This is a genomic window from Pedobacter sp. WC2501 (assembly GCF_052682415.1).
On the sequence record NZ_JBQZFI010000001.1, the window covers coordinates 5,273,722 to 5,299,005 of the forward strand.

Genomic DNA, 25,284 nt, shown 5'->3' on the forward strand with positions numbered 1-25,284 from the left:
ATATGAAACAGGTATTAAGTATTCATCAATAACCGAAATTCTCCTTTCATACGCTCCACTTTTTTGTAGTCTAGAGATTATTTACTTCAAAACCACGATAACTAAGCATCTCGGCATTATGAGAAACGATTAAGCGAAGTTTTAATCTTTCTATAATTTCTCTGGCTTGGACAACATTTCTATGTATATCGTTTATTCCCCTGATTTCGATCCCACCCGACATTAGTTTAAATTTGCTAGGTTCAAACTTATCAATAAACTGCTGTAAATCTGGACTTACCTTTATCTGATTGTTTTGCATAATTAACTTTAGTTCTATAGCAGCAAAGCAACACAAAGCATTTTAACTTATCAGTAGTTTCATATTAACTTATTAAGAAATGTTAACTAAGGTTTTTTCAATACAATCATCCCTTTGCCCCCGATATTGATGCTATTCCAATCGACACACAGATCGGTAATAAATTCTTTAATCAGATGACATGACACAAACATGACGTTCACTTAACTTTCAGATGATATTCAGCTAATAGTTTTGTATTAAAACTGGACATGCGTACGATAAAAAGATTGACCAAACTCAATTACTATTTCTTTACAACAATATCAATACTGCTGTTGGCACTCATTTTTAATTTTAGTTTTTCTAAAACAGATGGATTCCTCATTTTTAACCGGTTTCATTCAGCATGGCTAGATATTTTTTTTAAGTATATCACTAATCTTGGAGATGGTTTAATCAGCATTATGGCCGCAACTGTCCTACTTGCAATTCGAAAAAAGAAAAAAGCAATGACCGTGGCTCTTGCTTATATTTATTCAGGACTGCTTATTCAAATCGCAAAAAGGATATTCCACATGCCAAGGCCTAAATATTATTTTGAGCAGACTTTATTTCATTATACTCATTTTGTTGAAGGAATAAGTATGCATAATCATAATTCTTTTCCCTCTGGCCATACTGCATCTGCTTTTGCCTTGGCCACAGTATTGGTATTGGTTTTCAAAAAAAATAAAATCTCCTCTTATTGTTTATTTTTCGCCTTTTTAATCGGCTATTCACGTATATACCTGGCACAACATTTTCTGATTGATGTAATTTTTGGAGCTATAGCCGGTATAATCTGTGCAATAGTTAGTTATCATCAGGTATACGATCTTAAACTTTTCAGATCGGCCAAGCTAAGCAAAAGGTATAAACAGCTTAAAATCGCCAGTCAGGCCAACCCCATTTAAGTGAAAGAAATTCCGGTTAAACTTTGGCTTTTTATAATGGCAATGACTGTGATCAAACTGATCATTGCCTCAACAATAGCGCTCGGAAACGATGAGGTATATTACTGGACATACGCTTTAAATCTGCAATGGAACTATTTTGATCATCCCCCTTTTGTGGCATGGTTAATAAGAGCAACCACAATAAATTTATACATTCACAACGAATTAGCTGTTCGGTTCGGCGCAATAATATCATCAACAATTGGTACAATAATCGTTTATAAAACAGGCAAATTACTCCTTAATGCCCGAGTAGGTTGGCTTGCCGTTTTACTTTATTCTTCGTCTTTTTATTGCAGTATTATCGCTGGGACATTTATTTTGCCAGATAGCCCTCAAATGGTTTTCTGGCTTTGGAGCATCTTTTTGTTACTTAAAATCGCCAGATCTATTCAGCTGGGTTTACCCACATTAAGTCTATGGTGCTGGTTCGGTGTGGCAACAGGTCTTTGTATGATGTGTAAGATTCATGGCATCTACTTATGGGTAGCCGTTGTACTATTCGCCCTGTTTAGCAATAGGAAATTGATGGTGCAAAAAGGCATGTATGTTTCTGCCTTAATTAGTTTGATTATTGTATCTCCTTTTATCATCTGGAACATCCAACATCATTTCATTACCTACACCTATCACAGTAATCGGGTTAACCTGTTCCACGCTGGTATAAATCCACTGGCTTTTGTCAGAGAAATTAGCGGGCAAATATTTTACAACAATCCAATTATTTTTTTTCTGGCGTGGATTGCAGTTTTTAGTTTGATCAAAACCAAAGATCATCATCTTAAAGGCGAAATACGACTGCTATTATATTGTGCACTCCCACTTATTGCAACGCTGATTATTCTTTCGATTTTTAGAGATACACTGCCCCATTGGTCTGGCCCGGCATATAGCTGTTTAATATTTCTTTCTGCATTAAAACTGGAATCTTTTAGCCTTTCAAAAGTAAAAGCAATTATTGGTGCAAGTATGCTGTTCTTCTTGTTCGTGGTAAGTGCTGGTCTCATCACAATTAACTTTTACAAGGGCACGTTTTCGCCACAAAAAGGCTCCATGAATTTGGGCGCTGGCGATCCTACTTTAGATTTATACGGCTGGAAAGAAACAGCAAGAATAATTGATTCTATTTACCGCTTAGATAAATCATCAATAAAGAATAAACCAGTTCATACCATTGCGATTACAAAGTGGTTCCCTGCAGCTCATTTAGATTTTTATGTTTGCGCTAAAACTGGTTTGCATACCTATGGCATAGGAGAAATATTCGATCTTCACCAGTATTATTGGTCGAATCAAACCAAACAAAAATTAATTACTGGCGACAATGCATATTATATTGTACCTTCTAACCTTTACGATGAAAACAGTATAAACTTTATCAAATCTCAATTTAGAAATTGTACACCACCTATTATTGCACCCATTTTTAGAAACGGTGTTATTTGTAAAAACATTTTAATATTTAGATTAAATGGTTATAAAAAATTAGTACAATCGAAATTATATATAAACGATTAGATTAATGTTTAAATCGAAGTTAAATTTTTGGTAGAATACTGTGATATAATTGCACTTGAGTTAAAAAAGCAATAAATTAGCTTAAAAAAGCCGATCCAATTGCTGACAGCTAACCTTCCTTAAAAAATAGATGATGCCCAATAATAAAGTATATCCGCTAAGCATACTGTTCCTAACGCTTTTATTCTGTTCTCTATCCTCAATGGGGCAGATTATACTCAAGGATAAAAAATATCACGTAGATACTAAAATATTTTCGCAAACAGATTCAGGTACACTAAAGTTAGATATTTATTATAGTGGTAAAATAACAGAAACTAAACCCACAGTGCTTTTTATATTTGGCGGTGGCTTTGTAATGGGCCACAGAGATAGCAAATTATTTGATCCATATTTTAACACTTTATTAGCACATCACTATAAGGTAGTTTCAGTTGACTATCGACTTGGTCTAAAGGGAAAGAAATTTCCAAGTCCATTTAATACTTCAAATTTAAAAGCAGCTATTGATACCGCTACGACTGATGTTTTCGATGCAACAGCCTATCTGATCAAAAATGCGAAAGAACTTGGTATCGATACGGCTATGATTATCTTATCAGGATCAAGCGCAGGCGCTATTACCGCGCTACATGCCGACTATAACAAGCGGAATGCCACCGCATTATCGGCTAAATTACCACAGCATTTTCAATACAAGGGCGTAATTTCTTTTGCCGGGGCAATATTAAGTTATCATGGCGCGCCAAAATATGCCATACCACCAGCACCTACCATGCTTTTCCATGGTACAGCCGATAACCTTGTACCCTATAACAAAGTGAGGTTACTGAACAGGGGATTTTTTGGTTCCAAATATCTTGCACGCACTTTCAAAAAAAACGGATATCCGTATTACTTTCAGTATGTGCAAAATATGGGGCACGAAATAGCTGGTTCACCAATGGTTGAAAATCTGCCTGATATTTTATGGTTTATAGATAATTACATCATTAAACAAAAACACTATTTTATGGAAGTAGATTTTAAAGATGCCGACAAAAAACCAACCTTTAGCATACCTCCTGCTTTAAAAAAGAGGTAGCCTAAATCGTATGGTTTCCATTATTTTTTCAATTCGGGCAAATTACGATTGAAATTGGGGCACGCATGTATGACAGTTCCAGATTAATGATATAGTGCTTCTTTACCTTAAAGTTATATCAAAAATTATCTCTTTATCTTGACTAATTAGTTTTCATGTTCTCAAGACTCACCGCTCAGGATCCTTTCCATTTCTATCATCATCTGCTCGGCCAGGCGTTGTTTAGCTTGTAATTTAGAAAGGTAAGCATCTGCAAATGTTACTTCCAGTTCATCCATAATAAAAGCATATTTTGCCTTAAGTTCTATAAGATCAATCTGAAGCTTCTTGGAAAGATTTTGCATAATACAAAGCTAAAAAAAGCGAGACTAATTTCGGATAAATGGTCTTATTTTCTTTTTTCTAAAAAAAACAACAAATAAACACATCCATTAAAACAATCTCCCGGTTCTTTCGTTTATAAATTGATTCCGGCGTGGTTTCCGGAATAGTTTGTTTGGTTAGTTGATTAGGGATCACTCCCAAAGTGAATCCCTTTTCTTTTTTACAAAGCTTTCTATCAATTGAGCAATTTTCCAGACAATATTTTCTAAATTCATCTTTTCAAATCGATTATACAATGCAAGAAATCAGATGGGGCATTATTGGCTGTGGCGATGTGACTGAAGTAAAAAGTGGGCCAGCTTTTAATAAGGTGAACAACTCCAAACTTGTTGCCGTAATGCGTCGCGACGGTGCTAAAGCTGCCGATTATGCCAAACGGCATCAGGTCCCTAAATGGTATGATAATGCCACTCAACTGATCAACGATCCGGAGGTTAATGCCATTTACATTGCTACTCCACCTCTACAGCACGAAGCTTATACCATTGAAGCCTTAAAAGCCAGCAAGCCGGTATATGTAGAAAAACCCATGACTTTAGATGCCAATGCTGCTCAGCGCATGACTGATGCAGCCAACAAATTAAAGGTTAAACTCTGCGTGGCCCATTATCGCCGTGCCCAACCCATGTTCTTAAAAGTTAAAGAACTATTGGCTGCACATACCATTGGCGATGTTCGTTTAGTCCGGCTAAAAATGCTCCAGTCACCCAACCCTGCACTAATTGCCAAAACAGCAGACAATTGGCGGATCAATCCAGCTATTTCTGGTGGTGGTTTATTTCATGATCTGGCTCCGCATCAATTAGACTTGATGACTTATTATTTCGGTGCTGTAAAAAACGCCATGGGTATTGCCGCCAGACAACAGGAAAATACAGAAGTTGATGATTTGGTTGCAGGAAATATCCTTTTCGAAAATGGCATTGTTTTCAGCGGTACCTGGTGTTTTTCTGTAGCCCCACAGGATCAAGCTGATAATTGCGTAATATATGGCTCAAAAGGTCACATCAATTTTCCCATGTTTGGCAATAAAATTACGGTTACAACCGATCAATCAACTGAAGAATATGTATTTGAGCCTTTACAGCATGTTCAACAACCTATGATCGAAAGAGTAGTCGATTACTTTTTAGGCAAAGGACAAAATCCATGTAGTGGCGAAGATGCCTTGATTACCATGAAATTAATGGATGATTTTACAGGGAAGTAAGATGAGAAGCTTAAACTGGAAGTATTGTCATTTCCTGAATCGCAGTCAAATGGAGAGATCCAAAGAAAAGTTGTCAGCAATGACGACCCTTCTAGACTTATCATCATCTTAAAAATCCAAGATCGTTCATAACTATTTTGTTCCTATATCATTACCACTAAACGTTTACCGTCTGCAACCTCAAGGTTCCAAAGGCCAGAAATATCTGTTAGCTTAACCTCGATAGTTTCCACCTTCAATTTACCATCTGCTGCTAGCTGAAACATTTGAGGCAATATTTCAGTAAATAACAGTCCAACCTGTTCTTTGCTCCAGCTGCCCAGGCCAGAGCCTGTGAGCTGCAGATCTACACTTCTTAAGTTAGCAGCCGACAGCTGGATCAGATCGCCGGCCATACTACCTACGGAAACAAACCTCACCTTATTAGTAAATGCCCCCTGCCCCATTAAACTGGATAACAACAGTTCAGCGGTACAGCCCCAGAGGTAATCAATAATCACGTCTATTGGTTTTTCTTGATGGCGCTGTTTCACCTGAGATAAAAATACTGAATTATCAGGGGTAATCCCGATGATTTCGTCTGCACCAAGTTTTAATAAATTTTGAAGCGACTGTACATTCCTGCCTGTTGCAATTACTTTTGCAGCGCCATAATGTTTCGCAATCTGCACGGCTACCATTCCTGTAAAACCAGTAGCGCCATTAATCAACACCACATCTCCATGTTGGATAGCCGCTTTAAACCTTAAGGCCATGGCCGAGCCAATAACGGCATTGGCCAATGCAGCGGCCGTTGCGTCACTTAAGCCTTCAGGCAATTTCACCATCGTGCGCTTTTCTATAGTTGCTTTTTCTGCCAGCATTCCACTTACGCCCATCCCATAAACCCGTGTGCCATCTTCGAGCAGGCATACGCCATCTCCACCGATTACACGGCCTGTTGCTTTTGGTGCATCGCTGGAATAATGCGTACCTGATGCTTTGCCTCTATCGAAATGTTTAATGGCAACGGCCTTTACGCGCACCAATATTTCCTGATCGTTTTGGGCTACTGGTTCTTCAAAATCTACATATTGGGGTAATTCCCCTTTATACATTACTGCTGCTTTCATCTTTTTTGTATTTTGTTGATACAAAGTTAGATTCTGCTACAGTGCCGAACGATAACATATGTTACCGATTGCCTTTTTTAAGCAGCGCGCTTTTTATGCGGCTTAAGTGTACACGTGTTACCCCCAGATAAGAGGCAATATAGTGTTGAGGAACGCGCTGTACAATATGAGGCCTTTCCTGTAAGAGCTTTTGATAACGTTCTTCGGGCGTATCTCTGATGAAGGATACAAATTCATTCATATAATGCATCTGCCTCCCGGCCAGAATATTTAAGATAATATCCGCAAATCCTGGCACTTCATGCAGTTCAGTCATTAAAGCTTTTATTTTTGTTTTATGCAGCAAATAAATAACCGAAGGCTCGATCGTTTCGATGGTGAACAGACTGGGTGTATTTTTCAGAAAACTTTCCAAAGAAGTTAAGCCTTCTTTTTCAAAGAAAAACTGAACAGTTTTATCATCTCCCTGTTTATTTAATGCGGCACGTACACAACCTTTTTCTACATAAAAATAATGATGGGATATTTTACCCTCTTCCAATAAAATGGTTTTCGCCGGAACCTCCATGCGCTCCTGAAATTCCAGATATTTATCCCAATAAGGGTTTAACTGAGGAAATTTATCTTTAAAATGGAAAAGCATCTGTTGGGTATTCTTACAAATTTAATTTATTCTGGAGAGAAAACAGTATCCTAAAGCCGATCTTATTGAAACTATTGTAAGCCATTAACGTTTATTAATTGCCCAACCCTATCTGTATTCCTGCAAAAGATGAAAATACTTTTAAAATACCTGAGACCGCACCGGAATCTCATTATACTATCGCTGTTACTAGCCGCTGCAGCACAGCTTTTAAGCCTGCTCGATCCCATTATTTTTGGAAAGATTATAGACGATTATTCTACCAACAAACATCATTTAAGCGAACACCAACTTATTAGTGAAGTTTTCTACTGGCTGCTCATTGCGCTAGCCATTGCACTGGTGGCCAGGCTTTGCCGCTCCATACAGGAATTTACGACCAGGAAGGCTGTGGCTCGTTTTGGCATGAATATTTTTAATGATGGCCTCAAACAAACGCTCCGCCTCTCGTTTCAGGAATTTGAAGAAAGCCGCAGCGGAACAACGTTGTCGGTGCTTCAAAAAGTAAAAACAGATGCAGAACGTTTTATCAATGCATTTATCAATATCCTTTTTTCATCGCTAGTGGGAATTGGTTTCTTATTGTGGTACAGCCTGAACAAGAACTGGCTTTTGGTACCTGTATTTTTTATTGGGGTATTGGTACTGGGCTCTCTAACCGGCCTGCTCTCTAAAAAAATAAAAGCTATCCAAAGGTCTATTAACCGACAGGCTGATAAACAAGCCGGCGTAATTACCGAAAGCCTGCGCAACATCGAATTGGTAAAAAGCTTGGGCTTAACCTTTGCCGAGATCAGAAGGTTGAATGTACAGACCCTGAAAATTTTTGATCTCGAAATGCTAAAAGCCCGGAAAGTGAGCACGCTCTCTTTTTTACAGGGCAATCTGCTCAACTTGTTAAAGCAATCGGTGCTTTTTATCCTGTTATGGCTGATTTTCAGAAAAATATTGAGTACAGGAGAGCTGATTGCAATGCAATTTATTTCCACGGCAATCTTTACGCCGCTTCAGGACCTGGGCAACATGATCATTCTGTACCGGGAAGCAGATGCCTCGCTTAAAACATTCGACAACCTGATGCAAAAACCGATAGAAACCCGTCCGGACAATGCCGTAGAGCTTGATGCACCTAACAGGCTCGAATTCAAAAATGTAGTTTTCAGACATAAAACTGCTGGTTACAATGCTATTGATGATATTTCCTTCGAAATCCAAAATGGTGAGACTGTGGCATTTGTAGGCCCTTCGGGTTCTGGTAAATCTACCCTTGTTAAATTATTAGTAGGACTCTACCTTCCAGTTGATGGTGAAATACTCTTCAACGAAACCAGTTCCAAACGCATACGTTACAATCCATTAAGGAGACAGATCGGTTTCGTTACACAGGATACCCAGCTTTATGCAGGTTCAATTAGGGAAAACATGCGTTTTGTTAATCCTACAGCCAGCGAAGAAGAGATTATGGAAGCATTACGAAAGGCCTCAGCTACAGCACTTATTGCTAAAGCTGCACAGGGAATTGATACCGTATTGGGTGAAAATGGGATGAAATTATCCGGGGGCGAAAAACAGCGGATCTCTATCGCAAGGGCCTTATTGAGAAAACCAAGGTTGTTGATCTTTGATGAGGCTACCTCGGCACTAGATTCGCTTACCGAAGAAGAAATATCGGCAACCATTCGCGAAATCTCTGATAGAAGAGAACAAATGACCATCCTCATTGCCCACAGACTATCGACCATTATGCATGCCGATAAAATCTATGTGCTCGAAAAAGGAAAGGTATCTGAAACGGGCAGCCATTTAGAACTTCTCGAAAAGAAAGGCTTGTATTATTCTATGTGGCGGCAGCAGATTGGGGAACGGAGGTAACTTGATGAGATTATTATACATTCATTAAAACCATGTCGTTCAACTAATTAAACAAACAAATAGCCATTTTTTGGATCGCAATATCTGTGCAGTTAAGCAGATTGGTTACCGTGTTACTTTCTTAGGCTTCGGCCTCATGCCTCAGCCTGTAGGGGTAACGCTCAATGTCATTAAGTTAATGGATAAATTGCAAAAAGATGTCACCATGAGGGATAATTTATTGGATAAAAACCAATATGAGTGACGGTAGAATTTAATGAAAAATCTCCCTGAAGGATCGTCATTGCGAGAAGGCTTTTTCAGCCGACGAAGCAATCTTTATAGCAAGGATTACTAGCATGATAGATTGCTTCGTCGTTCCTCCTCGCAATGACGGCCTTTTTTTGGAATCAGTCAATGGTACTATACGCTACCTAAAGTTTCGAAAGCAAAAGTTTTACCGAAGCTCTTTTTTGATAGTTGGGATCGAAATGAACATATTTAATTTTACCAGAACGATCTATAATATAGGTTGCAGGAACGGGTAAAGTATGGCGCGTATTACCATTATTATCCTCTAAATTTATCCCATAGCCCTTGTATTTCGTAAAGGTAGCATCGTCCATCACGAAGTTAACGTTATAGGCTTTCATAATCGCATCATCTTTATCCTGGAGAATAGAAAAGCCTGCGCTGGTTTTTTTGATGGTTTTATCAATATTTTCTTTCGTTTCAGGTGTAACACCGATCACATAAGCATCTTTCCCACTTAACAAGCTTAAAGAATCCTGAAGCTCTTGAATGTGTTTGTTACAATAAGGACACCATTGACCACGATAAAAAAAAAGTACCACAGAACGATGCGCTTTAAGTGCACTTTTCAAACTCACAGTTTTACCGTTCTGATCCATTCCACTAAACATAGGTGCTTTATCACCTTCTCTTAAACCCTTTTGTGCTTTTGTTTGCAGCGATAATACAACAGCTAACGCTGTAAATAAGATAATTCTTTTCATTTTGTATTTATGTTTTTCCTCTTAGTCGAACCAGCAGCATTAACCTTACAGCGAAAATTAATTTTTATTGATTTCTTTTTCAATCTTATCTTGTAATGCTTTTTTAAAGGTTTGACCAAGTTTAAAATCGCTGTTTTCAAAGCCTACAAACACCTTATTAATCAATATACTCTGCTGCTGATAAATTTTGCATACCGAACAACCTCTCAAATGTACATGCAATTGTAGTTTTTCGGCAGCCGTAATTTTTCCGGCGATTCTTTTTTCGATCAGAAAAGTAGCCTGTTTACAGTTATAGATTATATTTTTTAGCGCGCTTGTCATATCAGTTCCAGTTTTTTTGAAGGCATGCCCTCAGGTTAAGTTTTGTGCGGTGCATAATTACCCAGAAATTAGCCGCAGTAAGTTTAAGTTCGGTACAGATCAGTTCTGATGCAAGATCGTCCATATGTTTCATTGAGAATACAGAAAACCATAATCCGGGGAGTTTAGCTAAACATTCATTTAATATACTGCCTATTTCTTTCATCATCAAAGGATTGTCTGTTTCCAAACCAAATGCCCTTGGATAATCTTTTTCTGTCCAATGCCCTGATTTCGCATCAAAAAAACTCTGCAATTCGTCTCCCGAGACCGTTACATTAAAACTGTTGGCAGATCGTTTTCGGTAAAAATCCGCAATCTTATTTTTAAGGATGGCTGTTAACCAGGTTTTCTCTTTACTATTCCCCTCAAAACCATCTAGTCTTTGCAATCCTGCCAAAAAGGTATCTTGCACCAAATCTTTGGCCACATCTTCATCTCTTAATCTAGACATTGCAAAACCATAGAGATAATCGGCATATTTTTCTACCCAGCTAATCGGATCTGAGTAAAGACTTTTGGCTGTAAGGCCTTTGTCCGTTTCGTTTTGCATGTTTGGTAATATCTTAATATAAATATAATGTTTAAACTGTTAGTCGTACGAGATGAAAGATCCTTACAAATTATTTAATGTTTTTAGAAATGCTTGTTTAGTTAATTGAGCTAAATAAAAAAATTAAAAAAATCACTCCTACTTAAAGTAATTTCTAAAGTTGTACGTCTACAGTTCCAACAAACCTAAAAACTTTTCTATATGATAGCCGTTTTCAAAACAAATGTATCCTCGGATAACGAGTTAAACGTAATCAGCCCATTGCTGAACAGCCAGTTCAAAGAAATTAAATGGAATATTGATTTATGGGATTCTGATAAAATTCTTAGGGTAGATTCGCCAAGAGATTGGACAAAAGAAATTACCGAACTCTTTAACAGTATTGGTTTGCGCTGTATTAATCTTGAAATCTTTCATTCAGAGCCTTTTTAAGCCTAACATTGAAATTTCCTGTAATTATTATGGATACCATATTCTTGTGGTGTCAGATATTATTATCTGATACTTAATCTCGTTCCCAGAGATAATAACTTTATCAGTTAGTGGCAACATCTGACTGCACAAATAACTAGGAACTGCTGCATTAAAGCATATCTTACCACTTTCGTGTGGCCATTTTTAAATAGATTATACTTAAATTGCATCATCTATTGCATTAATCCCTAGTGAAAGAAATTACTGGTATCATAAAGGTAACGAAGGAAAAGTATCCACAGGATACGGAAACAGTAGTTTTCGAATACAGAGGGTTGATATTTATACAGAAACAAATTAAAATAATTTAATTAACCAGCAATGATAGCAGATTCTTTTGGAAGAATACACGATTACCTGCGGATATCGCTTACCGATAACTGCAACTTTCGCTGCTTTTATTGCATGCCAGAAGAAGAATACGACTTTACTCCTGCCTCCCGGCTCATGCAGACTGATGAAATTATTAAACTGGCAAAAATTTTTGTGGCCAATGGCGTAAAAAAGATCAGGCTTACCGGTGGAGAGCCTTTGGTGAGAAAAGATGCAGCACAAATTATTGCTGCACTGGGCAAACTTCCGGTCGAGCTCGTCATTACCACAAACGGAACGCGTATTGCTGAAATGCTCCCGGTGTTAAAAGAAGCAGGTATTAAAACCATCAACATCAGCTTAGATACCCTTCAGCCAGAAAAATTCTTTATGATCACCCGAAGGGATGTTTTCCATCAGGTACGAAGTAATATCGAATTGCTTTTGCAGCATAAAATAAAAGTGAAAATAAATATGGTGGTGATGAAAGGGCTTAACGACGATGAGATCTGCGATTTCATCAGTTGGACCAAACACAATCCCATTCAGATCAGGTTTATTGAATTCATGCCTTTTAGTGGTAACAAATGGACGAGCAATAAGATGTTTTCTTTAGATGAAATCCTATCGGTGGTCGAAAAAGATTTCACAATACTATCTGTTAAAGGAGAACCACACGATACGGCTAAAAGTTTCATGATTCCTGGTCATGAAGGTTCGTTTGCCATTATCAGCACCATGACCAATCCTTTTTGCGATACTTGTAACCGCATGCGCTTAACTGCAGATGGCAAACTCAAAAACTGCCTTTTTTCGGATAGTGAAACCGATCTGCTTACCGCATTGCGGAAAAATGAAGACGTGCTTCCACTCATTCAATCGGCGATATGGAGCAAAAAGAAAGCATTGGGTGGGCAATTGGTAAGCGATTTTGAAAAAATTGATGCCACGACCATTCAAAACAGAAGTATGATTACCATTGGAGGATAAAATTTTCATGATCAGCGTTAAAGAAGCAAAACACCTCATTTCTCAACACATAATAGCATTAAATCCCATTTTAATTGACTTGGTAAAAGCATCCGGACACATTCTTGCAGCCGATATTTATGCAAAATATGATATTCCTGCATTCAGCCAGTCATCCATGGATGGCTATGCCATTAAGTTCTCAGATCACGAAAAAGAACTCATCTTAATCGGCGAAATGGCCGCAGGAACGGCAAATAAGATTGCCATACAAAACGGCGAAACCAGTAGAATATTTACAGGAGCTCCGCTACCTAAAGGTGCCGATACTGTGGTGATGCAGGAAAAAATCACACGTACAGATGGGAAAATCACTTTGCAAGATCCCAATTTAAAAATTGGCTTAAACGTACGGGATAAAGGTTCAGAAATTACGGTTGGCGCATTGGCGATGGAACATGGAAATCTGCTTAGTCCTGCTGCTATTGGCTTTCTGGCCGGGATTGGTGTTAACGAAGTTAGTGTTTACCCCATGCCAAAGATTTCGGTTATTGTAACGGGGAAAGAATTACAGCAACCGGGAAAAGCCCTCGAATTTGGACAGGTGTACGAATCGAATTCCTATTCTCTATCTGCTGCTTTAAAATATGAAGGCATTGAACAAATTGCTGTTTACGAAGCCGACGATGATCTCGAGATCCTAAAAAAAGTATTACAAACTGCAGTAGAAAACAGTGATGTTATCCTGCTAACGGGAGGTGTAAGTGTAGGTGATTATGATTTCGTAATTGAAGCAGCCTCACATTGTGGCATCAGACAGGTTTTCCATAAGGTGAAACAGAAACCGGGTAAACCTTTATTTTTTGGCACAAAAGATCAAAAATTAATATTCGGACTTCCGGGTAACCCTTCCTCTGTATTGAGTTGTTACTATAATTATGTGTTACCAGCTGTTAAAGCATTATCTCATAAAAGTAATAGTGTAATTGAGGTTCAGGCCGAGCTTACACATGGCTATTCAAAAGCTGAGGGGCTAACACATTTCCTTAAAGGCAAATATGAAAATGGAAAAGTTACTCCACTCAGCTCACAAGAATCTTACCGGTTAAGTTCCTTTGCACAGGCCAATTGCCTGATCTGCCTCGATGAAAGAAAAGAAAACTTTAAACAAGGCGACATTCTAACTGTAATGATTTTACCTAGCTAAACCATGCAAGAAAGCTTCATCCTCTTTTACTGTTTACTTTTTATTGTTGCTTTTTTATATGCTTCGGTTGGGCATGGCGGGGCAAGTGGCTATCTTGCACTCATGGCTATTTTTGCCATCTCGCCAGCCATTATGAAGCCAACAGCATTATTATTAAATCTGTTTGTTTCCTCCACTTCCTTTATCCAGTTTTACTGCGGGGGGCATTTTAAGTGGAAAACCTTTTGGCCTTTTGCACTTGCCTCTATCCCGCTCTCTTTTGTAGGTGGTATGATGATGATCGAAAGTTCCATTTATAAAAGGATTTTAGGATTGCTTTTACTCATCCCGGTCATCCGTTTTTTCTTCTTTAAAAATACCGATTCAAAAGATTTCAAACCATCAAATATCCCACTATCGCTTGCCATTGGCGGTATTATAGGCTTACTTTCGGGCATGATCGGTATCGGGGGTGGGATTATCCTTTCTCCTATCCTATTGCTTTTAAAATGGACAGATCAAAAACAAACCGCAGCCATTAGCGCAGCATTCATCTTTGTTAATTCGGTTGCTGGCTTAGGTGGTCAACTCATTAAAGGCTTCGAATTTAATAGCCACATGCTCACTTATGTTGGCGTGGCTTTCGTTGGTGGCCTTTGCGGGGCTTATTTTGGTGCGCTAAAATTCCCGCAAACTGTTTTAAAAAATGTCCTGGCCTGTGTATTGGCACTGGCCGCCTATAAATTACTCTTTACACATGCATAATATGAAATTCCTGATCATCGGCTTATTATTTTTAAGTTTTGCTGTAAATGCACAAGAGAGCAAGCAATTTACAATCGAAGGAAAGATTAAAGCTCCATTAACAGTTACTTTAGACAATTTAAGTACTTATAAATCCGTTAATCTGGATAGTATGACGATTTTTAACCACTTGATGCAGCGAAAAAGCAGTATAAAAAACATTAAAGGTGTACTTTTGAAAGATATTTTGGCCAAAGTAGAAATAGATGCTGCTTCACCAAAAACACTGAGCGAATATTATCTCGTTTTTACTGCAACTGATAACTATAAAGTGGTCTACTCGTGGAATGAAATTTTTAATTCGCCAATTGGAAACCAACTCATGGTTCTAAGTAGTTATGATACCGAGCCAACCAAGGCTGAAAAAGGAAATATAGCCGTTATTACACCCAGTGATTTTGCTACGGGAAGAAGATTTGTAAAAGGATTAAGTAAAATCAGCATCTTACAGGTAAATTAGCAGCATGGAAATTGAAATCATCAGTTTTGGACAAATTACCGAATTCATCAATCATCAAAAAATTGAAATTGATGGCATTGCTGATACCGATACCTTGAAACAATACCTCGAAGATCGGTTTCCAGCCTTGAAAGGCACAAAATACAAACTTGCCCTAAACAAAAATATTGTTCAACAGAATACCGAAATTACAAACCAGGCTACAATAGCCATAATGCCACCTTTTTCTGGTGGTTAAGCAATATGAGTGCAGAGCGATATAACAGGCAGATTATCCTTAAAGGATTTGGGGAGGAAGCACAGCAAAAGCTTTTAAGGGCAAAAATTCTTGTTATTGGCGCCGGTGGCTTAGGCTGTCCTGCGTTGCAATACCTGGCTGCTGCCGGCATTGGCCATATTGGTATTGTTGATGATGATACCATTTCATTATCTAATTTACATAGACAGATTCTTTTTACGACGGCTGATATCGGAAAGTTGAAAGTAGAAATTGCGGCAAAACGCCTGCAGGAAATGAATACTCAGATCGGGATCATCCGTCACCCCATCCGTTTACAGAAAAATAATATCCTTGATATTCTATCCAGATACGATTACATACTAGATGGTACAGACAATTTCGAATCCAGATACCTGATTAATGATGCCTGTGCGTTATTGAACAAACCACTTATATTTGCGGCGGTTTCGGGTTTTGAGGGACAATTGGCCATATTTAACACCCCCGATCATTTAACGCCCAGCACCAATTACCGTGATCTTTTCCCCGTTCCACCCGATAAAGGAGAAGTAGCCAATTGTGCCGAAAATGGCGTTTTAGGTGTATTACCAGGCATATTGGGTACCATGGCAGCCGCAGAAACCATTAAATTGATTGCCAAAATCGGGCAGTCGCTCACCAATAAAATTTTAAGTTACAACTTACTTACACAAGAACAATATACCATCAACATCAGTCACGGAGGCGGTTATACCCTGCCTAAAACAGTTGATGAATTTTTAAATATGGATTATCAGGACACCAGTGAAGGACCACAGGGATATATAGAAATTGATGCCAGCGAACTGGTTAAACTTCAGCAACAGGAATCGACAATTTTAATCGATGTACGCGAAAGACACGAAGTACCGATACTGGATAAACAGATCTTTACGCAGGTACCAATGTCGGAGTTTGGCGCTTTTATGAGCAAAGAATTTTATCAAAAGCATGTGGTTTTAATCTGCCAGCATGGCATTAGAAGTGTAGCTGCAGCAGAGGCCATGCAGGAAAAATATGGAGATGCAAAAAAAATATACAGTTTAAAAGGTGGTATTGTAAAATGGAGAGATCATTTTCTCAAACCCTGACATGAGCGAAAAAAAGATAAAGAACATATTTATAGATGGCCCAATCGAACCTGCTTTTATAGCCGATAGCATTGCTAAACACAACAGCAAAACAGCTATTGGTGGCCATAGTATTTTTATGGGCCAGGTTAGAAAAGATGAAATTGAAGGTAAATGTGTTACCGCAATAGCCTATACCGCATACGAGGACCTTGCCCTCGAAAAAATGCATCAGATCAGGGAGGAAATCTTCGAAAAATATCCACTCCATTGCATGCATATTTATCATAGTCTGGGTACTGTTAAAACGGGCGAAATCTGCCTTTTTGTTTTCACTTCGTCGGCACACCGTAAACCGGCAATGGCCGCCTGTAGTGAAGTGGTAGACCGGTTAAAAGCAGAATTACCGATCTGGGGAAAAGAAATATTCGAAGACGAAACCCATCAGTGGAAAGAAAATATTTAACATGGTAAACATCACAAAAAAATCCAACACTTTAAGGATTGCTATTGCAACCGCTACAGTAAAAGTATCGAAGCAGGAAACCATCGATGCCATTGAACAGCGCAAAATCCCCAAAGGCGATGTATTTGAATTCGCCCGTGCAGCCGGCTTATTCGGCGTAAAAAAAACGAGTGATGTAATTCCTGATTGTCACCCTCTGCCGATTGAATATACTGCCATTACCTACGAAATTGTGGGTTTAACCATTATTATTACGGTAGAAGTACATACTATTTACAAAACAGGTGTTGAAGTTGAAGCCATGCATGGGGCTTCGGTTACGGCATTAACCATGTACGATATGTTAAAACCGATTGATAAAGGTGTGGAAATAGAGAACATCAGGCTTTTAAAAAAATCGGGAGGAAAATCTGACCTTAAAAATGCCAGATTCCCTGAAATAAAAGCTGCAGTTGTAGTTTGTTCGGATTCTGTTTTCGAAAATAAAGCGCAGGATAGCTCTGGCAAAGCCATTATTTCGAGACTCACTCAATGGGATATCAATGCAGAGAAATATGAAATCGTCCCGGATGAAATGGATGCGATTAGAAATAAGGCTATCGAATTAAATAAAGCGGGTTTTCAATTGCTCATTTTTACCGGCGGTACCGGACTTTCGCCACGTGATGTAACACCAGAAGCCATTGCACCTTTAATCGACAGGAATATCGAAGGGATCATGGAAACTGCCCGACGTTACGGCCAGGAGCGCATGCCTTATGCCATGCTTTCGCGTGGTGTGGCAGGCTTTATAGGAGAAACACTGGTACTTACCTTCCCAGGTTCAAGAAGTGGCGTAGAAGAAAGCATGGATGCCCTATTCCCACAGGTTTTGCATTTATTTAAGGTGATTAAAGGCGAGAAACACTAATATTTATACCTATTTTTAGTGGGGATTTGTAATCCTCTACCGATAGGTCATTCTGAACGCAGTGAAGAATCTTTAAGCTGAACAGGATTTCAAATTCTTGTAGGAATGCTTACTATACACTGATTATAAATCCGGAAATCAATGGTCAAGATCACAGATCCTGACCAACGAGCAGAGTTAATCTGGATTTGCAATCCTCTACTGATCTGTCATTCTGAACGCAGTGAAGAATCTTTAAGCTGAACAGGATTTCAAATTCTTGCAACAATGCTTTGGACCTATATACCGGATTACAAATCCGGAGGTCAAAGGTCAAGATCATAGATCCTGACCAACGAGCCAGCTAGCATGATGCCCAAACCATTCGTAAAAAAGATGTGTCCACACGATAGACCTTGCGCGGGAAAGACCAATTCGTTTAAACCAACAATATTAAATTTAAACAGCAAAATCTTTTTTGTGATAAAAAATTAAGTTCTATTTTTGCCGCATGTCGTCTAAATATAAGATTTTATACTTTTTCCAAAATTCTGATACTACAATCCTGGAAATTCAGCGTCTTGGCCTGCCAGATAATGCAGATGCAGAGGCGACTTACCACTGGCTTTACTTTGATAAAATTACAGGATCATTAATTAAATTATGGTTCAGATCGATGGATTCTTCTACCGAAATTGAAGAACGTTATTTTGAACAGGGTTATCTTAAATTTAATAAAACTGAGGCTACCTATATTGAAAAACACAATTCTTCTCAACAAAAACTCAATAATATGGGCAATAGAGCTCTTGGAGAAGAGATAAGTGCTTTATTAGAAAATTATCTAAAATAATTAAAACATCTCCGGCAACTCCGATGCTAAGCCAGCTTTACTTAAAGGATAACGTGAGGCTCGGAAATTCTGAAGCGACAGATAAAAATCTGGATACCATTTTTCGTTTTGCATATTTTCTAATAATTGTGCGCAGGCAAGTACATCGGCATCAGCCTGGTGAAGCTCTTGGGCAACAAAATAAACCACATCCCAAATGCCTTCAATCATAAAAAACCGAAAGGTAGTGAGGATTGCAGACCATTGCACTTTTTTAGCCTGCAACAAAAAAAATCGCGATATAGGGCTGCATAAACGTTTAAAAGCCATATAATCCTCTTCTCCACCCTCTAGGTTTAAAAGGCCATCACTGTAAGGAAGGTTTACAATTTCTGACGCAATTTTATCACGGCCATGGAAATAAATACTTCCTGCACAGATAGAAGAGATCGATATCAGCGCTAAATGATCATAAATTTCCGGATGCATTTTAAGTTTGCCATTGCGTACAAATACCAGCCCGCCTTTTTTGGCATTGCCAGGCTGAGTGTTCATAACCGATAAACTTAGAAGTTCAAATTCGTCAGCAAAGTTTAGTGCCGTTACAAATTGTGCTGCGGCCATAAAAGTGCCTCGATCAAGAGGTTTGTTGCTGGTAACAGGTTCCTGAATTGAAAAAATTGAGAGTTGCAAAAAATTTAATTTGTTTGGTTCGGGCCGGATAGATCGACAATAGCAAAAATAAAAATCCAATCTACAAAACAACTATGTAAAATATGGTTAAAATACTTTAAAAATGTAATCGACTAGAAATGAGTAAGATTTTTTTTTTAAAAACATTTTGTGCAATAAATAAATCATTCGATTAAATAGGTGAATACCGAATTTTGGAGCAAAAAAAAGCAGGAATAAATCCTGCTCAAAATCTTTTGGGGAAAGAATTAAACAACTCTTACTTTCACTGCATTAAGTCCTTTTTTGCCTTCTTGAACTTCATACTCAACTGTATCATTTTCTCTGATTTCGTCAATCAGGCCTGATGCATGCACAAAAATCTCAGATCCGCTTTCTTCTTTGATAAAGCCAAAGCCTTTTTCTGAGTTAAAAAATTTTACTGTTCCGTTTTTCATTATACTGGATGTTTTTAAATTAAAAACCAAAAATAGGATTAAAACCCAAAAACCAAAATTACTGACCAACAAAATTGTTAATTATGCACAAAAAGATTTACAACGGTAAAGATTATGGCTACCATTTTACAGTTTAAGGTATTAACCGAACAGGTTTGCACGTATTAAAAAGATTTTCTCTGCGTAATGGAAGAGTACCAATTTATCGGATGCGACCTTAAATTCATGCCATCGCTTTCAATATGATACAAGATAATAGGCATGCTGAAATCTACAAAACGTTCTACCTGTCTGGAAAGTTTACCGAGAAAATCCATGCTTGATATACCCTCCTTTAAATGAACATAAATTACACTACCTGTTTTAAACTCAAAGCGTTCTACCACTCCTGGCCACTCTGTTTTTATCCTGGTGAGGAAAGCTTTGATTTTGGTTTCTTCTTTTAGATTTTCCATAAGCTTATCAGGTTTTTTTGATATATGCTAATTTAAAAAATTATTCCGAATTAGATTAATTGTAACAGGACCTATACAATTTAGGAATGAAAATGATCAGTCTTAATGATCTGTGCCTCCGAAGGATAATTTGTTTTATAAAATCAATATGAATGGACAGTAGAATTTAATGGAAATAAATCTCTCCGAAAGGTCTGTCAATGGTAACAAAATCGAAGGTTCTATAACAAGGGTTACTAAATGGCGATTTATTATTACGGACTATGTAAAGGCGTAATAAAGATTCTTCACTACGTTCAGAATGACAATTGTATGGATTGTAAAAAGTAAAAAAGCCCTTCAATCCTGAGAGGGCTTTTTCATAGTCGTCTATCCCTATAAGTAGGAATCTCAAAACTAATTAATGCGATTTATATTTTTAAGGGTTGAATAAACTGAACAGATTTTTTTTCAGCTCGGTTCATCTGTATTATTTGGGCTTTATACTAATTAAACGGTCTTAATGAAATATTACTCCACTCCTCTTACACTAGTTGGAATAACATACAACGATTTTGAGGCCGTAATAAATAGCAGGTTTTTATCTTTTCCTCCGAAACAAATGTTACCACACCACTCTTCAGGTACATCAATATGTCCTATTTTTTCACCTGTAGGTTTGTAAATATCCACTCCTTTTCCGGTTAAATAGATATTTCCTTTGTTATCTAAAGTCATCCCGTCAGAATGCTGGTTAACGATCAGCTGCCTGTCAGATAATCTGGCATCTACGCCAATGGCATAACGGTAGGTCTTATTATTCCCCATATCGGCAATGTACAAGAATTTACCATCTGGCGTACCCACAATACCGTTTGGCTTAATTACATCATCAGCGACAATCATTGCTTCTTTTTTTCCTTTCGGCAGATAATACACCTTTTGACCCTGAATTTCGGGTGATTTTCTTGTCCAGTAATCACGTTGGTAATAAGGGTCGGTAAAATATATCCCGCCTTTAGCATCCAACCAGATATCGTTTGGACCATTTACTTTTTTGCCTTTATAATCACTGAAGAGCACTTTTATTTTCTTGTTTTTATCGATAGACCAGATCTGGTTATTTTCGTCGGCACATACAATTAAGTTCCCTTTCTTATCAAAATAAGTTCCATTTGCCCTACCTGATTTATCCATGTATAGGCTCAGTTTGCCCTCAATATCATATTTCCAAATCTTATCATTGGGCTGATCGGTAAAAAAAACGTTTCCTTGTTTATCAACCGAAGCACCCTCGGTAAACTTAAACTGCGCAGAAATCAATTTTAAACTATCCTGGACAAAAATATTTTGTTCTGCACTTTGTGCAAAAGAAGCTAAGCTTAAGCCCGAAAAGGCCAGAGATAAGAAGTAATTTTTCATTTGTATTTTTTAAAAAAAAACCTATCAGGTTTCAAAAACCTGATAGGTTTATACAGTAAAGATATTAACTTACCCGCTTGCCTTTTAGTAACATATTTAATGCATCGTTCAGCGTTCCGGCCTTTTGCACCTCCCCTTCATTTACGAAATAAATTTCATCAGCATTTTCGATCGTATTTAAACGGTGGGCTATAATTACCAATGTTGTTTCTTTCGAAAGTTTATTTAAAATACTGCTCAAAAGTTGTTCGGTTATCGTATCGATATTTGCTGTAGCTTCATCAAGAATCAATAATTCAGGATTTCTTAGTACCGCACGCATAAAAGCAATCAGCTGTTTCTGGCCCAAACTGATACTGTCTGATCCTGAAGTAATCTGCGTATTTAACCCTTCATCAAATATGGCTAAAAGTGCATTCAGGTTGGCATTTTCAATTATTTTCTCCAGCTTTTCATCACTCACCTCTTTATATTGACTATTACCATACAAAATGTTCTCTTTTACAGTTCCCGTAAATAAAAATGGCTCTTGCAATATAAAACCGATTTTTCGTGTTCGTTCTTCTGCAGAAAATGACCTGATATCCTTACCATTTAATAAAATGGTACCTTTTGTAGCATCATATAAACGTGAAATTAATGAAGCAGTTGTTGTTTTTCCACCTCCGGTTGGTCCAATTAAAGCATAAGTTTTACCCTTTTCGAATCTTAAATTGATATTATGCAGGATTTCTTTGCTATCATCATAAGAAAAATGAACATTTTTAAACTCAAGCAAAGCATCAGAAGTAATATTTTCGTCGGTTTTAACCTGTTGTAAGTCGCTCTCTAACGACAGGATTTGCGATATCCTGTCCCAACCAGCCATAGCGACCTGGAAACTGGTCCAAAGAGCCGCCAGCTGCCTCAGCGGATTATAAAAATTGGTGGTGTAAGAAATATAACTCACCAATAAACCCAGGGTAAAATTGCCCTTAGAAATTAAATAAATACCAAATAGTAAGGTAATTAATTGCGCAATACTTGATAATAGCCCGTAAATAGGGACAAAAATATTATTGGCTAAACCAGCACCAATCGCTGTTTTATAGTTTTCGGTATTGGCTTCGTTAAAACGTTTCCTAAAATAATCCCTGCGGTTAAAGGCGATAATTACTTTAAAGTTGTTCAGGCTTTCCTGTATTTCAGCGCTCATTCCGCCAACACTTTTTAAATTTTTAGCATTTTTTCCTTTTACCCAGGGCGATAAAGCCACTGTAAAAAGAACGATTACCACCGCTGGCGAAAGTGTTGCCGCGCCAAGTTCAGGGTTAATCGAAAGCAGGAAAATACCGGCACCAATCATGGTTACGATACTACCGATAAACTGCATTAGCGATTGCGAAAAAAACTGGTTCAGTTTATCTGTATCATTATTCACCCTAGAAATCAGATCACCCGCTTTGTTCTGGTTAAAAAACGAAACGGGTAATTCCTGTAATTTATTAAAAATGGAATTGCGTAAAGTGTATAACATCCGCTGGCCTATTCCGCCCATTAACCTGGTTTGGATGTAACCAGTAACCATGGCCATCATGTACATTACCAGCAAGATGCCGCCAAAAACAAGTACACCATGAAATTGTTTGGTGCGAATATAAGTATCAACCGTATGGCCAACCAGTAATGGCCCCAAAAGCAATAAACCCGAATTCACCAAAATGGCAATCAGTGCCAACCACAGGTTTTTACGTTCGGCTGAAATGAGTTTAAGCAGGCTTTTCAGCGCTTTATAAGTCGATTGCTTTTCCTGCCTGGCACTAAGCTGGTTAAGATTGTAGTTCATAATTACTGGTGCTCTGTTGTGAATTGTAAATCTGAACATACTCAGGACTGCTTTTCAACAATTCCTGATGGGTTCCTTCTGCAATGATTTCGCCCTGCATCAGCAAGATCACTTTGTCGTAATGTTCAACAGAAGCTATTTTTTGGGTAATAGAAAGTAAAGTTAAACCCGGATAATTCTGCTGGATATTCGCCAAAATTCTTTTCTCGGTATTGGTATCAACACGGGCAGTAAAATCATCCAGTAATAAAATCTTCGGATTTACAGCCAAGGCCCTTGCTAACATAATCCGCTGTTTTTGTCCACCCGAAAGACTGTTCCCCCGTTCCGAAACAATCGTATTTAACTGGTCGGGCAAAGCATCTACAAAATCCTTAAGTTCAGCAGTAGCAATGGCCTTCGCCAACGATTCGTCTGTAACAGTATCGCTAAAGGCAATATTTTCCCGAATGCTCATGTTAAACATGATGCTATCCTGAAATACAAAACCAACCTGTTGGTGAAAATTCTCTTGCTTGTATTGTTTAATCTCTTCTCCATCAAACAATACCACTCCCGAATCAGCATCAATCAAACCTGTTAAAATATAAAGCAATTGCGTTTTTCCCGCAGCTGTAGGCCCAATAATGGCCGTTTTAGAACCCGCTTTGGCAGAAAATGAAACTGATTTTAAAATTGGTTTCTGGCCAAAATTCATGTTTATATCTTTCACTTCCACATCGCCCTTTAACTGTGAAGTTAATGTACCCGGATGATTGATCTCTGCCGCATTGAGCACACTTTCTATTCTTTGATAAGATGCTGTAGCCTGTGCAATAACATTGCTCATAAAACCGATTACCAAAATGGGAAATATAATGAGTGTGAGGTAACTGCTAAAAGCAGTAAACTCTCCCAGGGTCATCGAATTGGTAATTACAAAATGACCACCCAGCACTAAAATGCACAAACCAGATAAATTGGCTGTAAAAACAATAACCGGAATTAAGGCTGCAAACATTCGCAGGATGGATATCCCTAAATCTCTCGCTTTGGCATTTGCATCTAAAAATTTATGGTATTCTAAAGTTTGAGAATTGATTACCCGTATCAGAGCCGAACCTAAAATACTTTCGCTGATTACTTTGTTTAACCAATCGATCACTTCCCTGCTCTTTTTGAAAAGCACTTTTACCTTGCTTAATACATAAAAAAACGCGCCGCCAATAATTGGTACAATCGCAATTACACAAAGTGCCAGTTTCCAGTTAATCATTAAGAGCAGGATGCTTGCGCCAACAATTAAAAATATAGATGAGCAGATAGATACGATAGCCTGCGAAACAAACATTTTAATCGAATCGGCATCGGCAGTAAGGTTGGTTAACAGTTTTGAGGGATTAGCCTGAATAATGTAGGCATGGCTTTGTCTCGAAATCTGATCAGATAGCCTGGTTCTTAAATCTCTTGCCACACGTTCAGAAGCATAGGTTTGCACAATACTCTGCAAATAAGTAAAAATGAAAACCAGAACAATGGCCAGCGAAAACTGAAGCAGTATGGATTGAAGATTAAAAGTTTTGTTCGTATAAGAATCGATACCACTGGCAATAATCTTTGGTAAAAGTAAGTTGATACCGTTACTGAGCAGCGCAAACAGGATTAACATAAAAATTAAGCCCCTGTAGTTTCCAAGTAAACTGAAAATACTTGGCTTTTTGGCTTCTTTGGTTTTTTCCATATCAATGAGAAGATACCTTA

Annotated in this window: 29 protein-coding genes; 16 read left to right on the forward strand and 13 right to left on the reverse strand. The window is 38.0% G+C overall.

The annotated features are described in order from the left end of the window. Positions 1-70 precede the first annotated feature (70 nt). Positions 71-301 (reverse strand): hypothetical protein, encoded by a 231-nt coding sequence (locus ACUN24_RS22125; protein WP_445564490.1) that lies wholly within the window; start codon positions 299-301, stop codon positions 71-73. Positions 302-552: 251 nt separating this feature from the next. Between ACUN24_RS22125 and ACUN24_RS22130 the strand changes: the two genes are divergently transcribed. The 3 genes from ACUN24_RS22130 (at position 553) to ACUN24_RS22140 (ending at position 3,880) form a co-directional block, all read left to right on the forward strand. Beyond that, entirely contained in the window at positions 553-1,236 is a 684-nt protein-coding gene (locus ACUN24_RS22130; RefSeq protein WP_445564491.1) for a phosphatase PAP2 family protein, read from the forward strand. Further along, on the forward strand, positions 1,237-2,796 hold the full coding sequence (locus ACUN24_RS22135; RefSeq protein ID WP_445564492.1) for an ArnT family glycosyltransferase: 1,560 nt from the start codon (positions 1,237-1,239) through the stop codon (positions 2,794-2,796). A 130-nt stretch (positions 2,797-2,926) separates the two neighbouring features. Next, a complete protein-coding gene (locus ACUN24_RS22140; RefSeq protein ID WP_445564493.1) occupies positions 2,927-3,880 on the forward strand; it encodes an alpha/beta hydrolase in 954 nt (317 codons plus the stop codon). A gap of 161 nt (positions 3,881-4,041) precedes the next feature. Here ACUN24_RS22140 and ACUN24_RS22145 read toward each other — a convergent pair whose 3' ends face one another. Beyond that, positions 4,042-4,224: a hypothetical protein gene (locus ACUN24_RS22145; protein ID WP_445564494.1), complete on the reverse strand. Its 183-nt coding sequence runs from the start codon at positions 4,222-4,224 to the stop codon at positions 4,042-4,044. 275 nt (positions 4,225-4,499) lie between these two features. Here ACUN24_RS22145 and ACUN24_RS22150 point away from each other — a divergent pair, with 275 nt between their 5' ends. Next, positions 4,500-5,474, forward strand: a complete 975-nt coding sequence (locus ACUN24_RS22150) for a Gfo/Idh/MocA family protein (protein ID WP_445564495.1) — start codon at positions 4,500-4,502, stop codon at positions 5,472-5,474. Positions 5,475-5,617: 143 nt separating this feature from the next. Here ACUN24_RS22150 and ACUN24_RS22155 read toward each other — a convergent pair whose 3' ends face one another. Both ACUN24_RS22155 and ACUN24_RS22160 read right to left on the reverse strand, forming a co-directional pair. Continuing rightward, complete coding sequence (locus ACUN24_RS22155) at positions 5,618-6,586, reverse strand: quinone oxidoreductase family protein (RefSeq protein WP_445564496.1); 969 nt, start codon at positions 6,584-6,586, stop codon at positions 5,618-5,620. Positions 6,587-6,647: 61 nt separating this feature from the next. Further along, positions 6,648-7,229 carry a Crp/Fnr family transcriptional regulator gene (locus ACUN24_RS22160; RefSeq protein WP_193420080.1) on the reverse strand — a complete coding sequence of 194 codons (582 nt, stop codon included), beginning with the start codon at positions 7,227-7,229 and terminating at the stop codon, positions 6,648-6,650. A 129-nt stretch (positions 7,230-7,358) separates the two neighbouring features. Here ACUN24_RS22160 and ACUN24_RS22165 point away from each other — a divergent pair, with 129 nt between their 5' ends. Continuing rightward, the gene (locus tag ACUN24_RS22165) at positions 7,359-9,101 is read left to right on the forward strand and encodes an ABC transporter ATP-binding protein (protein WP_445564497.1); all 1,743 of its coding nucleotides are present in this window, start codon (positions 7,359-7,361) and stop codon (positions 9,099-9,101) included. Positions 9,102-9,171: 70 nt separating this feature from the next. Next, positions 9,172-9,345: a hypothetical protein gene (locus ACUN24_RS22170; protein WP_445564498.1), complete on the forward strand. Its 174-nt coding sequence runs from the start codon at positions 9,172-9,174 to the stop codon at positions 9,343-9,345. A 169-nt stretch (positions 9,346-9,514) separates the two neighbouring features. Here the strand turns inward: ACUN24_RS22170 and ACUN24_RS22175 are convergent, their stop codons facing one another. From ACUN24_RS22175 to ACUN24_RS22185, 3 genes are read right to left on the reverse strand one after another with little or no spacing between them, the layout of a single operon-like run. Next, positions 9,515-10,096: a peroxiredoxin family protein gene (locus tag ACUN24_RS22175; RefSeq protein WP_445564499.1), complete on the reverse strand. Its 582-nt coding sequence runs from the start codon at positions 10,094-10,096 to the stop codon at positions 9,515-9,517. 57 nt (positions 10,097-10,153) lie between these two features. Next, positions 10,154-10,420, reverse strand: a complete 267-nt coding sequence (locus ACUN24_RS22180; protein WP_445564500.1) for a zf-HC2 domain-containing protein — start codon at positions 10,418-10,420, stop codon at positions 10,154-10,156. 1 nt (position 10,421) lies between these two features. Beyond that, the gene (locus ACUN24_RS22185) at positions 10,422-11,012 is read right to left on the reverse strand and encodes a sigma-70 family RNA polymerase sigma factor (protein WP_445564501.1); all 591 of its coding nucleotides are present in this window, start codon (positions 11,010-11,012) and stop codon (positions 10,422-10,424) included. A 201-nt stretch (positions 11,013-11,213) separates the two neighbouring features. On the opposite strand from ACUN24_RS22185, the gene ACUN24_RS22190 reads away from it, so the two are divergent. The 10 genes from ACUN24_RS22190 (at position 11,214) to ACUN24_RS22235 (ending at position 18,754) form a co-directional block, all read left to right on the forward strand. Beyond that, positions 11,214-11,444, forward strand: coding sequence for a hypothetical protein (locus ACUN24_RS22190; protein WP_193420074.1), 231 nt, complete (start codon positions 11,214-11,216; stop codon positions 11,442-11,444). Positions 11,445-11,807: 363 nt separating this feature from the next. Beyond that, positions 11,808-12,788, forward strand: a complete 981-nt coding sequence (moaA, locus tag ACUN24_RS22195; protein WP_445564502.1) for a GTP 3',8-cyclase MoaA — start codon at positions 11,808-11,810, stop codon at positions 12,786-12,788. Positions 12,789-12,795: 7 nt separating this feature from the next. Next, positions 12,796-13,974, forward strand: a complete 1,179-nt coding sequence (locus ACUN24_RS22200; RefSeq protein ID WP_445564503.1) for a molybdopterin molybdotransferase MoeA — start codon at positions 12,796-12,798, stop codon at positions 13,972-13,974. Between the two features lie 3 nt (positions 13,975-13,977). Next, positions 13,978-14,718 carry a sulfite exporter TauE/SafE family protein gene (locus ACUN24_RS22205; RefSeq protein ID WP_445564504.1) on the forward strand — a complete coding sequence of 247 codons (741 nt, stop codon included), beginning with the start codon at positions 13,978-13,980 and terminating at the stop codon, positions 14,716-14,718. 1 nt (position 14,719) lies between these two features. Beyond that, the gene (locus tag ACUN24_RS22210) at positions 14,720-15,217 is read left to right on the forward strand and encodes a molybdopterin-binding protein (protein ID WP_445564505.1); all 498 of its coding nucleotides are present in this window, start codon (positions 14,720-14,722) and stop codon (positions 15,215-15,217) included. Positions 15,218-15,221: 4 nt separating this feature from the next. After that, positions 15,222-15,455 carry a MoaD/ThiS family protein gene (locus ACUN24_RS22215; RefSeq protein WP_445564506.1) on the forward strand — a complete coding sequence of 78 codons (234 nt, stop codon included), beginning with the start codon at positions 15,222-15,224 and terminating at the stop codon, positions 15,453-15,455. Positions 15,456-15,460: 5 nt separating this feature from the next. Beyond that, the gene (locus ACUN24_RS22220; RefSeq protein WP_445564507.1) at positions 15,461-16,567 is read left to right on the forward strand and encodes a ThiF family adenylyltransferase; all 1,107 of its coding nucleotides are present in this window, start codon (positions 15,461-15,463) and stop codon (positions 16,565-16,567) included. 1 nt (position 16,568) lies between these two features. After that, positions 16,569-17,012: a molybdenum cofactor biosynthesis protein MoaE gene (locus tag ACUN24_RS22225; protein WP_445564508.1), complete on the forward strand. Its 444-nt coding sequence runs from the start codon at positions 16,569-16,571 to the stop codon at positions 17,010-17,012. Position 17,013: 1 nt separating this feature from the next. Continuing rightward, a complete protein-coding gene (moaCB, locus tag ACUN24_RS22230) occupies positions 17,014-17,922 on the forward strand; it encodes a bifunctional molybdenum cofactor biosynthesis protein MoaC/MoaB (RefSeq protein ID WP_445564509.1) in 909 nt (302 codons plus the stop codon). 490 nt (positions 17,923-18,412) lie between these two features. Further along, on the forward strand, positions 18,413-18,754 hold the full coding sequence (locus tag ACUN24_RS22235) for a hypothetical protein (protein ID WP_445564510.1): 342 nt from the start codon (positions 18,413-18,415) through the stop codon (positions 18,752-18,754). Here the strand turns inward: ACUN24_RS22235 and ACUN24_RS22240 are convergent, their stop codons facing one another. The 6 genes from ACUN24_RS22240 to ACUN24_RS22265 form a co-directional block, all read right to left on the reverse strand. After that, the gene (locus tag ACUN24_RS22240) at positions 18,755-19,426 is read right to left on the reverse strand and encodes a hypothetical protein (protein ID WP_445564511.1); all 672 of its coding nucleotides are present in this window, start codon (positions 19,424-19,426) and stop codon (positions 18,755-18,757) included. It lies immediately after the preceding gene. Positions 19,427-19,674: 248 nt separating this feature from the next. Then, positions 19,675-19,863, reverse strand: coding sequence for a cold-shock protein (locus ACUN24_RS22245; RefSeq protein WP_025142821.1), 189 nt, complete (start codon positions 19,861-19,863; stop codon positions 19,675-19,677). A gap of 164 nt (positions 19,864-20,027) precedes the next feature. Next, the gene (locus tag ACUN24_RS22250) at positions 20,028-20,318 is read right to left on the reverse strand and encodes a hypothetical protein (RefSeq protein WP_445564512.1); all 291 of its coding nucleotides are present in this window, start codon (positions 20,316-20,318) and stop codon (positions 20,028-20,030) included. Positions 20,319-20,828: 510 nt separating this feature from the next. Further along, positions 20,829-21,719: an SMP-30/gluconolactonase/LRE family protein gene (locus tag ACUN24_RS22255; protein ID WP_445564513.1), complete on the reverse strand. Its 891-nt coding sequence runs from the start codon at positions 21,717-21,719 to the stop codon at positions 20,829-20,831. Between the two features lie 64 nt (positions 21,720-21,783). Next, positions 21,784-23,544, reverse strand: coding sequence for an ABC transporter ATP-binding protein (locus ACUN24_RS22260; RefSeq protein WP_445564514.1), 1,761 nt, complete (start codon positions 23,542-23,544; stop codon positions 21,784-21,786). Next, positions 23,528-25,264, reverse strand: a complete 1,737-nt coding sequence (locus ACUN24_RS22265; RefSeq protein WP_445564515.1) for an ABC transporter ATP-binding protein — start codon at positions 25,262-25,264, stop codon at positions 23,528-23,530. The genes ACUN24_RS22260 and ACUN24_RS22265 overlap by 17 nt, the downstream gene beginning before the upstream one ends. Positions 25,265-25,284 lie beyond the last annotated feature (20 nt).

What these genes read in the sequence shown, in the direction of transcription:
- ACUN24_RS22125 (WP_445564490.1), bottom strand. Translation starts at nt 301, where the DNA reads ATGCAAAACAATCAGATAAAGGTAAGTCCAGATTTACAGCAGTTTATT.
- ACUN24_RS22130 (WP_445564491.1), top strand. Translation starts at nt 553, where the DNA reads ATGCGTACGATAAAAAGATTGACCAAACTCAATTACTATTTCTTTACA.
- ACUN24_RS22140 (WP_445564493.1), top strand. Translation starts at nt 2,927, where the DNA reads ATGATGCCCAATAATAAAGTATATCCGCTAAGCATACTGTTCCTAACG.
- ACUN24_RS22145 (WP_445564494.1), bottom strand. Translation starts at nt 4,224, where the DNA reads ATGCAAAATCTTTCCAAGAAGCTTCAGATTGATCTTATAGAACTTAAG.
- ACUN24_RS22150 (WP_445564495.1), top strand. Translation starts at nt 4,500, where the DNA reads ATGCAAGAAATCAGATGGGGCATTATTGGCTGTGGCGATGTGACTGAA.
- ACUN24_RS22155 (WP_445564496.1), bottom strand. Translation starts at nt 6,586, where the DNA reads ATGAAAGCAGCAGTAATGTATAAAGGGGAATTACCCCAATATGTAGAT.
- ACUN24_RS22160 (WP_193420080.1), bottom strand. Translation starts at nt 7,229, where the DNA reads ATGCTTTTCCATTTTAAAGATAAATTTCCTCAGTTAAACCCTTATTGG.
- ACUN24_RS22165 (WP_445564497.1), top strand. Translation starts at nt 7,359, where the DNA reads ATGAAAATACTTTTAAAATACCTGAGACCGCACCGGAATCTCATTATA.
- ACUN24_RS22175 (WP_445564499.1), bottom strand. Translation starts at nt 10,096, where the DNA reads ATGAAAAGAATTATCTTATTTACAGCGTTAGCTGTTGTATTATCGCTG.
- ACUN24_RS22180 (WP_445564500.1), bottom strand. Translation starts at nt 10,420, where the DNA reads ATGACAAGCGCGCTAAAAAATATAATCTATAACTGTAAACAGGCTACT.
- ACUN24_RS22185 (WP_445564501.1), bottom strand. Translation starts at nt 11,012, where the DNA reads ATGCAAAACGAAACGGACAAAGGCCTTACAGCCAAAAGTCTTTACTCA.
- ACUN24_RS22190 (WP_193420074.1), top strand. Translation starts at nt 11,214, where the DNA reads ATGATAGCCGTTTTCAAAACAAATGTATCCTCGGATAACGAGTTAAAC.
- moaA (WP_445564502.1), top strand. Translation starts at nt 11,808, where the DNA reads ATGATAGCAGATTCTTTTGGAAGAATACACGATTACCTGCGGATATCG.
- ACUN24_RS22200 (WP_445564503.1), top strand. Translation starts at nt 12,796, where the DNA reads ATGATCAGCGTTAAAGAAGCAAAACACCTCATTTCTCAACACATAATA.
- ACUN24_RS22205 (WP_445564504.1), top strand. Translation starts at nt 13,978, where the DNA reads ATGCAAGAAAGCTTCATCCTCTTTTACTGTTTACTTTTTATTGTTGCT.
- ACUN24_RS22210 (WP_445564505.1), top strand. Translation starts at nt 14,720, where the DNA reads ATGAAATTCCTGATCATCGGCTTATTATTTTTAAGTTTTGCTGTAAAT.
- ACUN24_RS22215 (WP_445564506.1), top strand. Translation starts at nt 15,222, where the DNA reads ATGGAAATTGAAATCATCAGTTTTGGACAAATTACCGAATTCATCAAT.
- ACUN24_RS22220 (WP_445564507.1), top strand. Translation starts at nt 15,461, where the DNA reads ATGAGTGCAGAGCGATATAACAGGCAGATTATCCTTAAAGGATTTGGG.
- ACUN24_RS22225 (WP_445564508.1), top strand. Translation starts at nt 16,569, where the DNA reads ATGAGCGAAAAAAAGATAAAGAACATATTTATAGATGGCCCAATCGAA.
- moaCB (WP_445564509.1), top strand. Translation starts at nt 17,014, where the DNA reads ATGGTAAACATCACAAAAAAATCCAACACTTTAAGGATTGCTATTGCA.
- ACUN24_RS22235 (WP_445564510.1), top strand. Translation starts at nt 18,413, where the DNA reads ATGTCGTCTAAATATAAGATTTTATACTTTTTCCAAAATTCTGATACT.
- ACUN24_RS22245 (WP_025142821.1), bottom strand. Translation starts at nt 19,863, where the DNA reads ATGAAAAACGGAACAGTAAAATTTTTTAACTCAGAAAAAGGCTTTGGC.
- ACUN24_RS22250 (WP_445564512.1), bottom strand. Translation starts at nt 20,318, where the DNA reads ATGGAAAATCTAAAAGAAGAAACCAAAATCAAAGCTTTCCTCACCAGG.
- ACUN24_RS22255 (WP_445564513.1), bottom strand. Translation starts at nt 21,719, where the DNA reads ATGAAAAATTACTTCTTATCTCTGGCCTTTTCGGGCTTAAGCTTAGCT.
- ACUN24_RS22260 (WP_445564514.1), bottom strand. Translation starts at nt 23,544, where the DNA reads ATGAACTACAATCTTAACCAGCTTAGTGCCAGGCAGGAAAAGCAATCG.
- ACUN24_RS22265 (WP_445564515.1), bottom strand. Translation starts at nt 25,264, where the DNA reads ATGGAAAAAACCAAAGAAGCCAAAAAGCCAAGTATTTTCAGTTTACTT.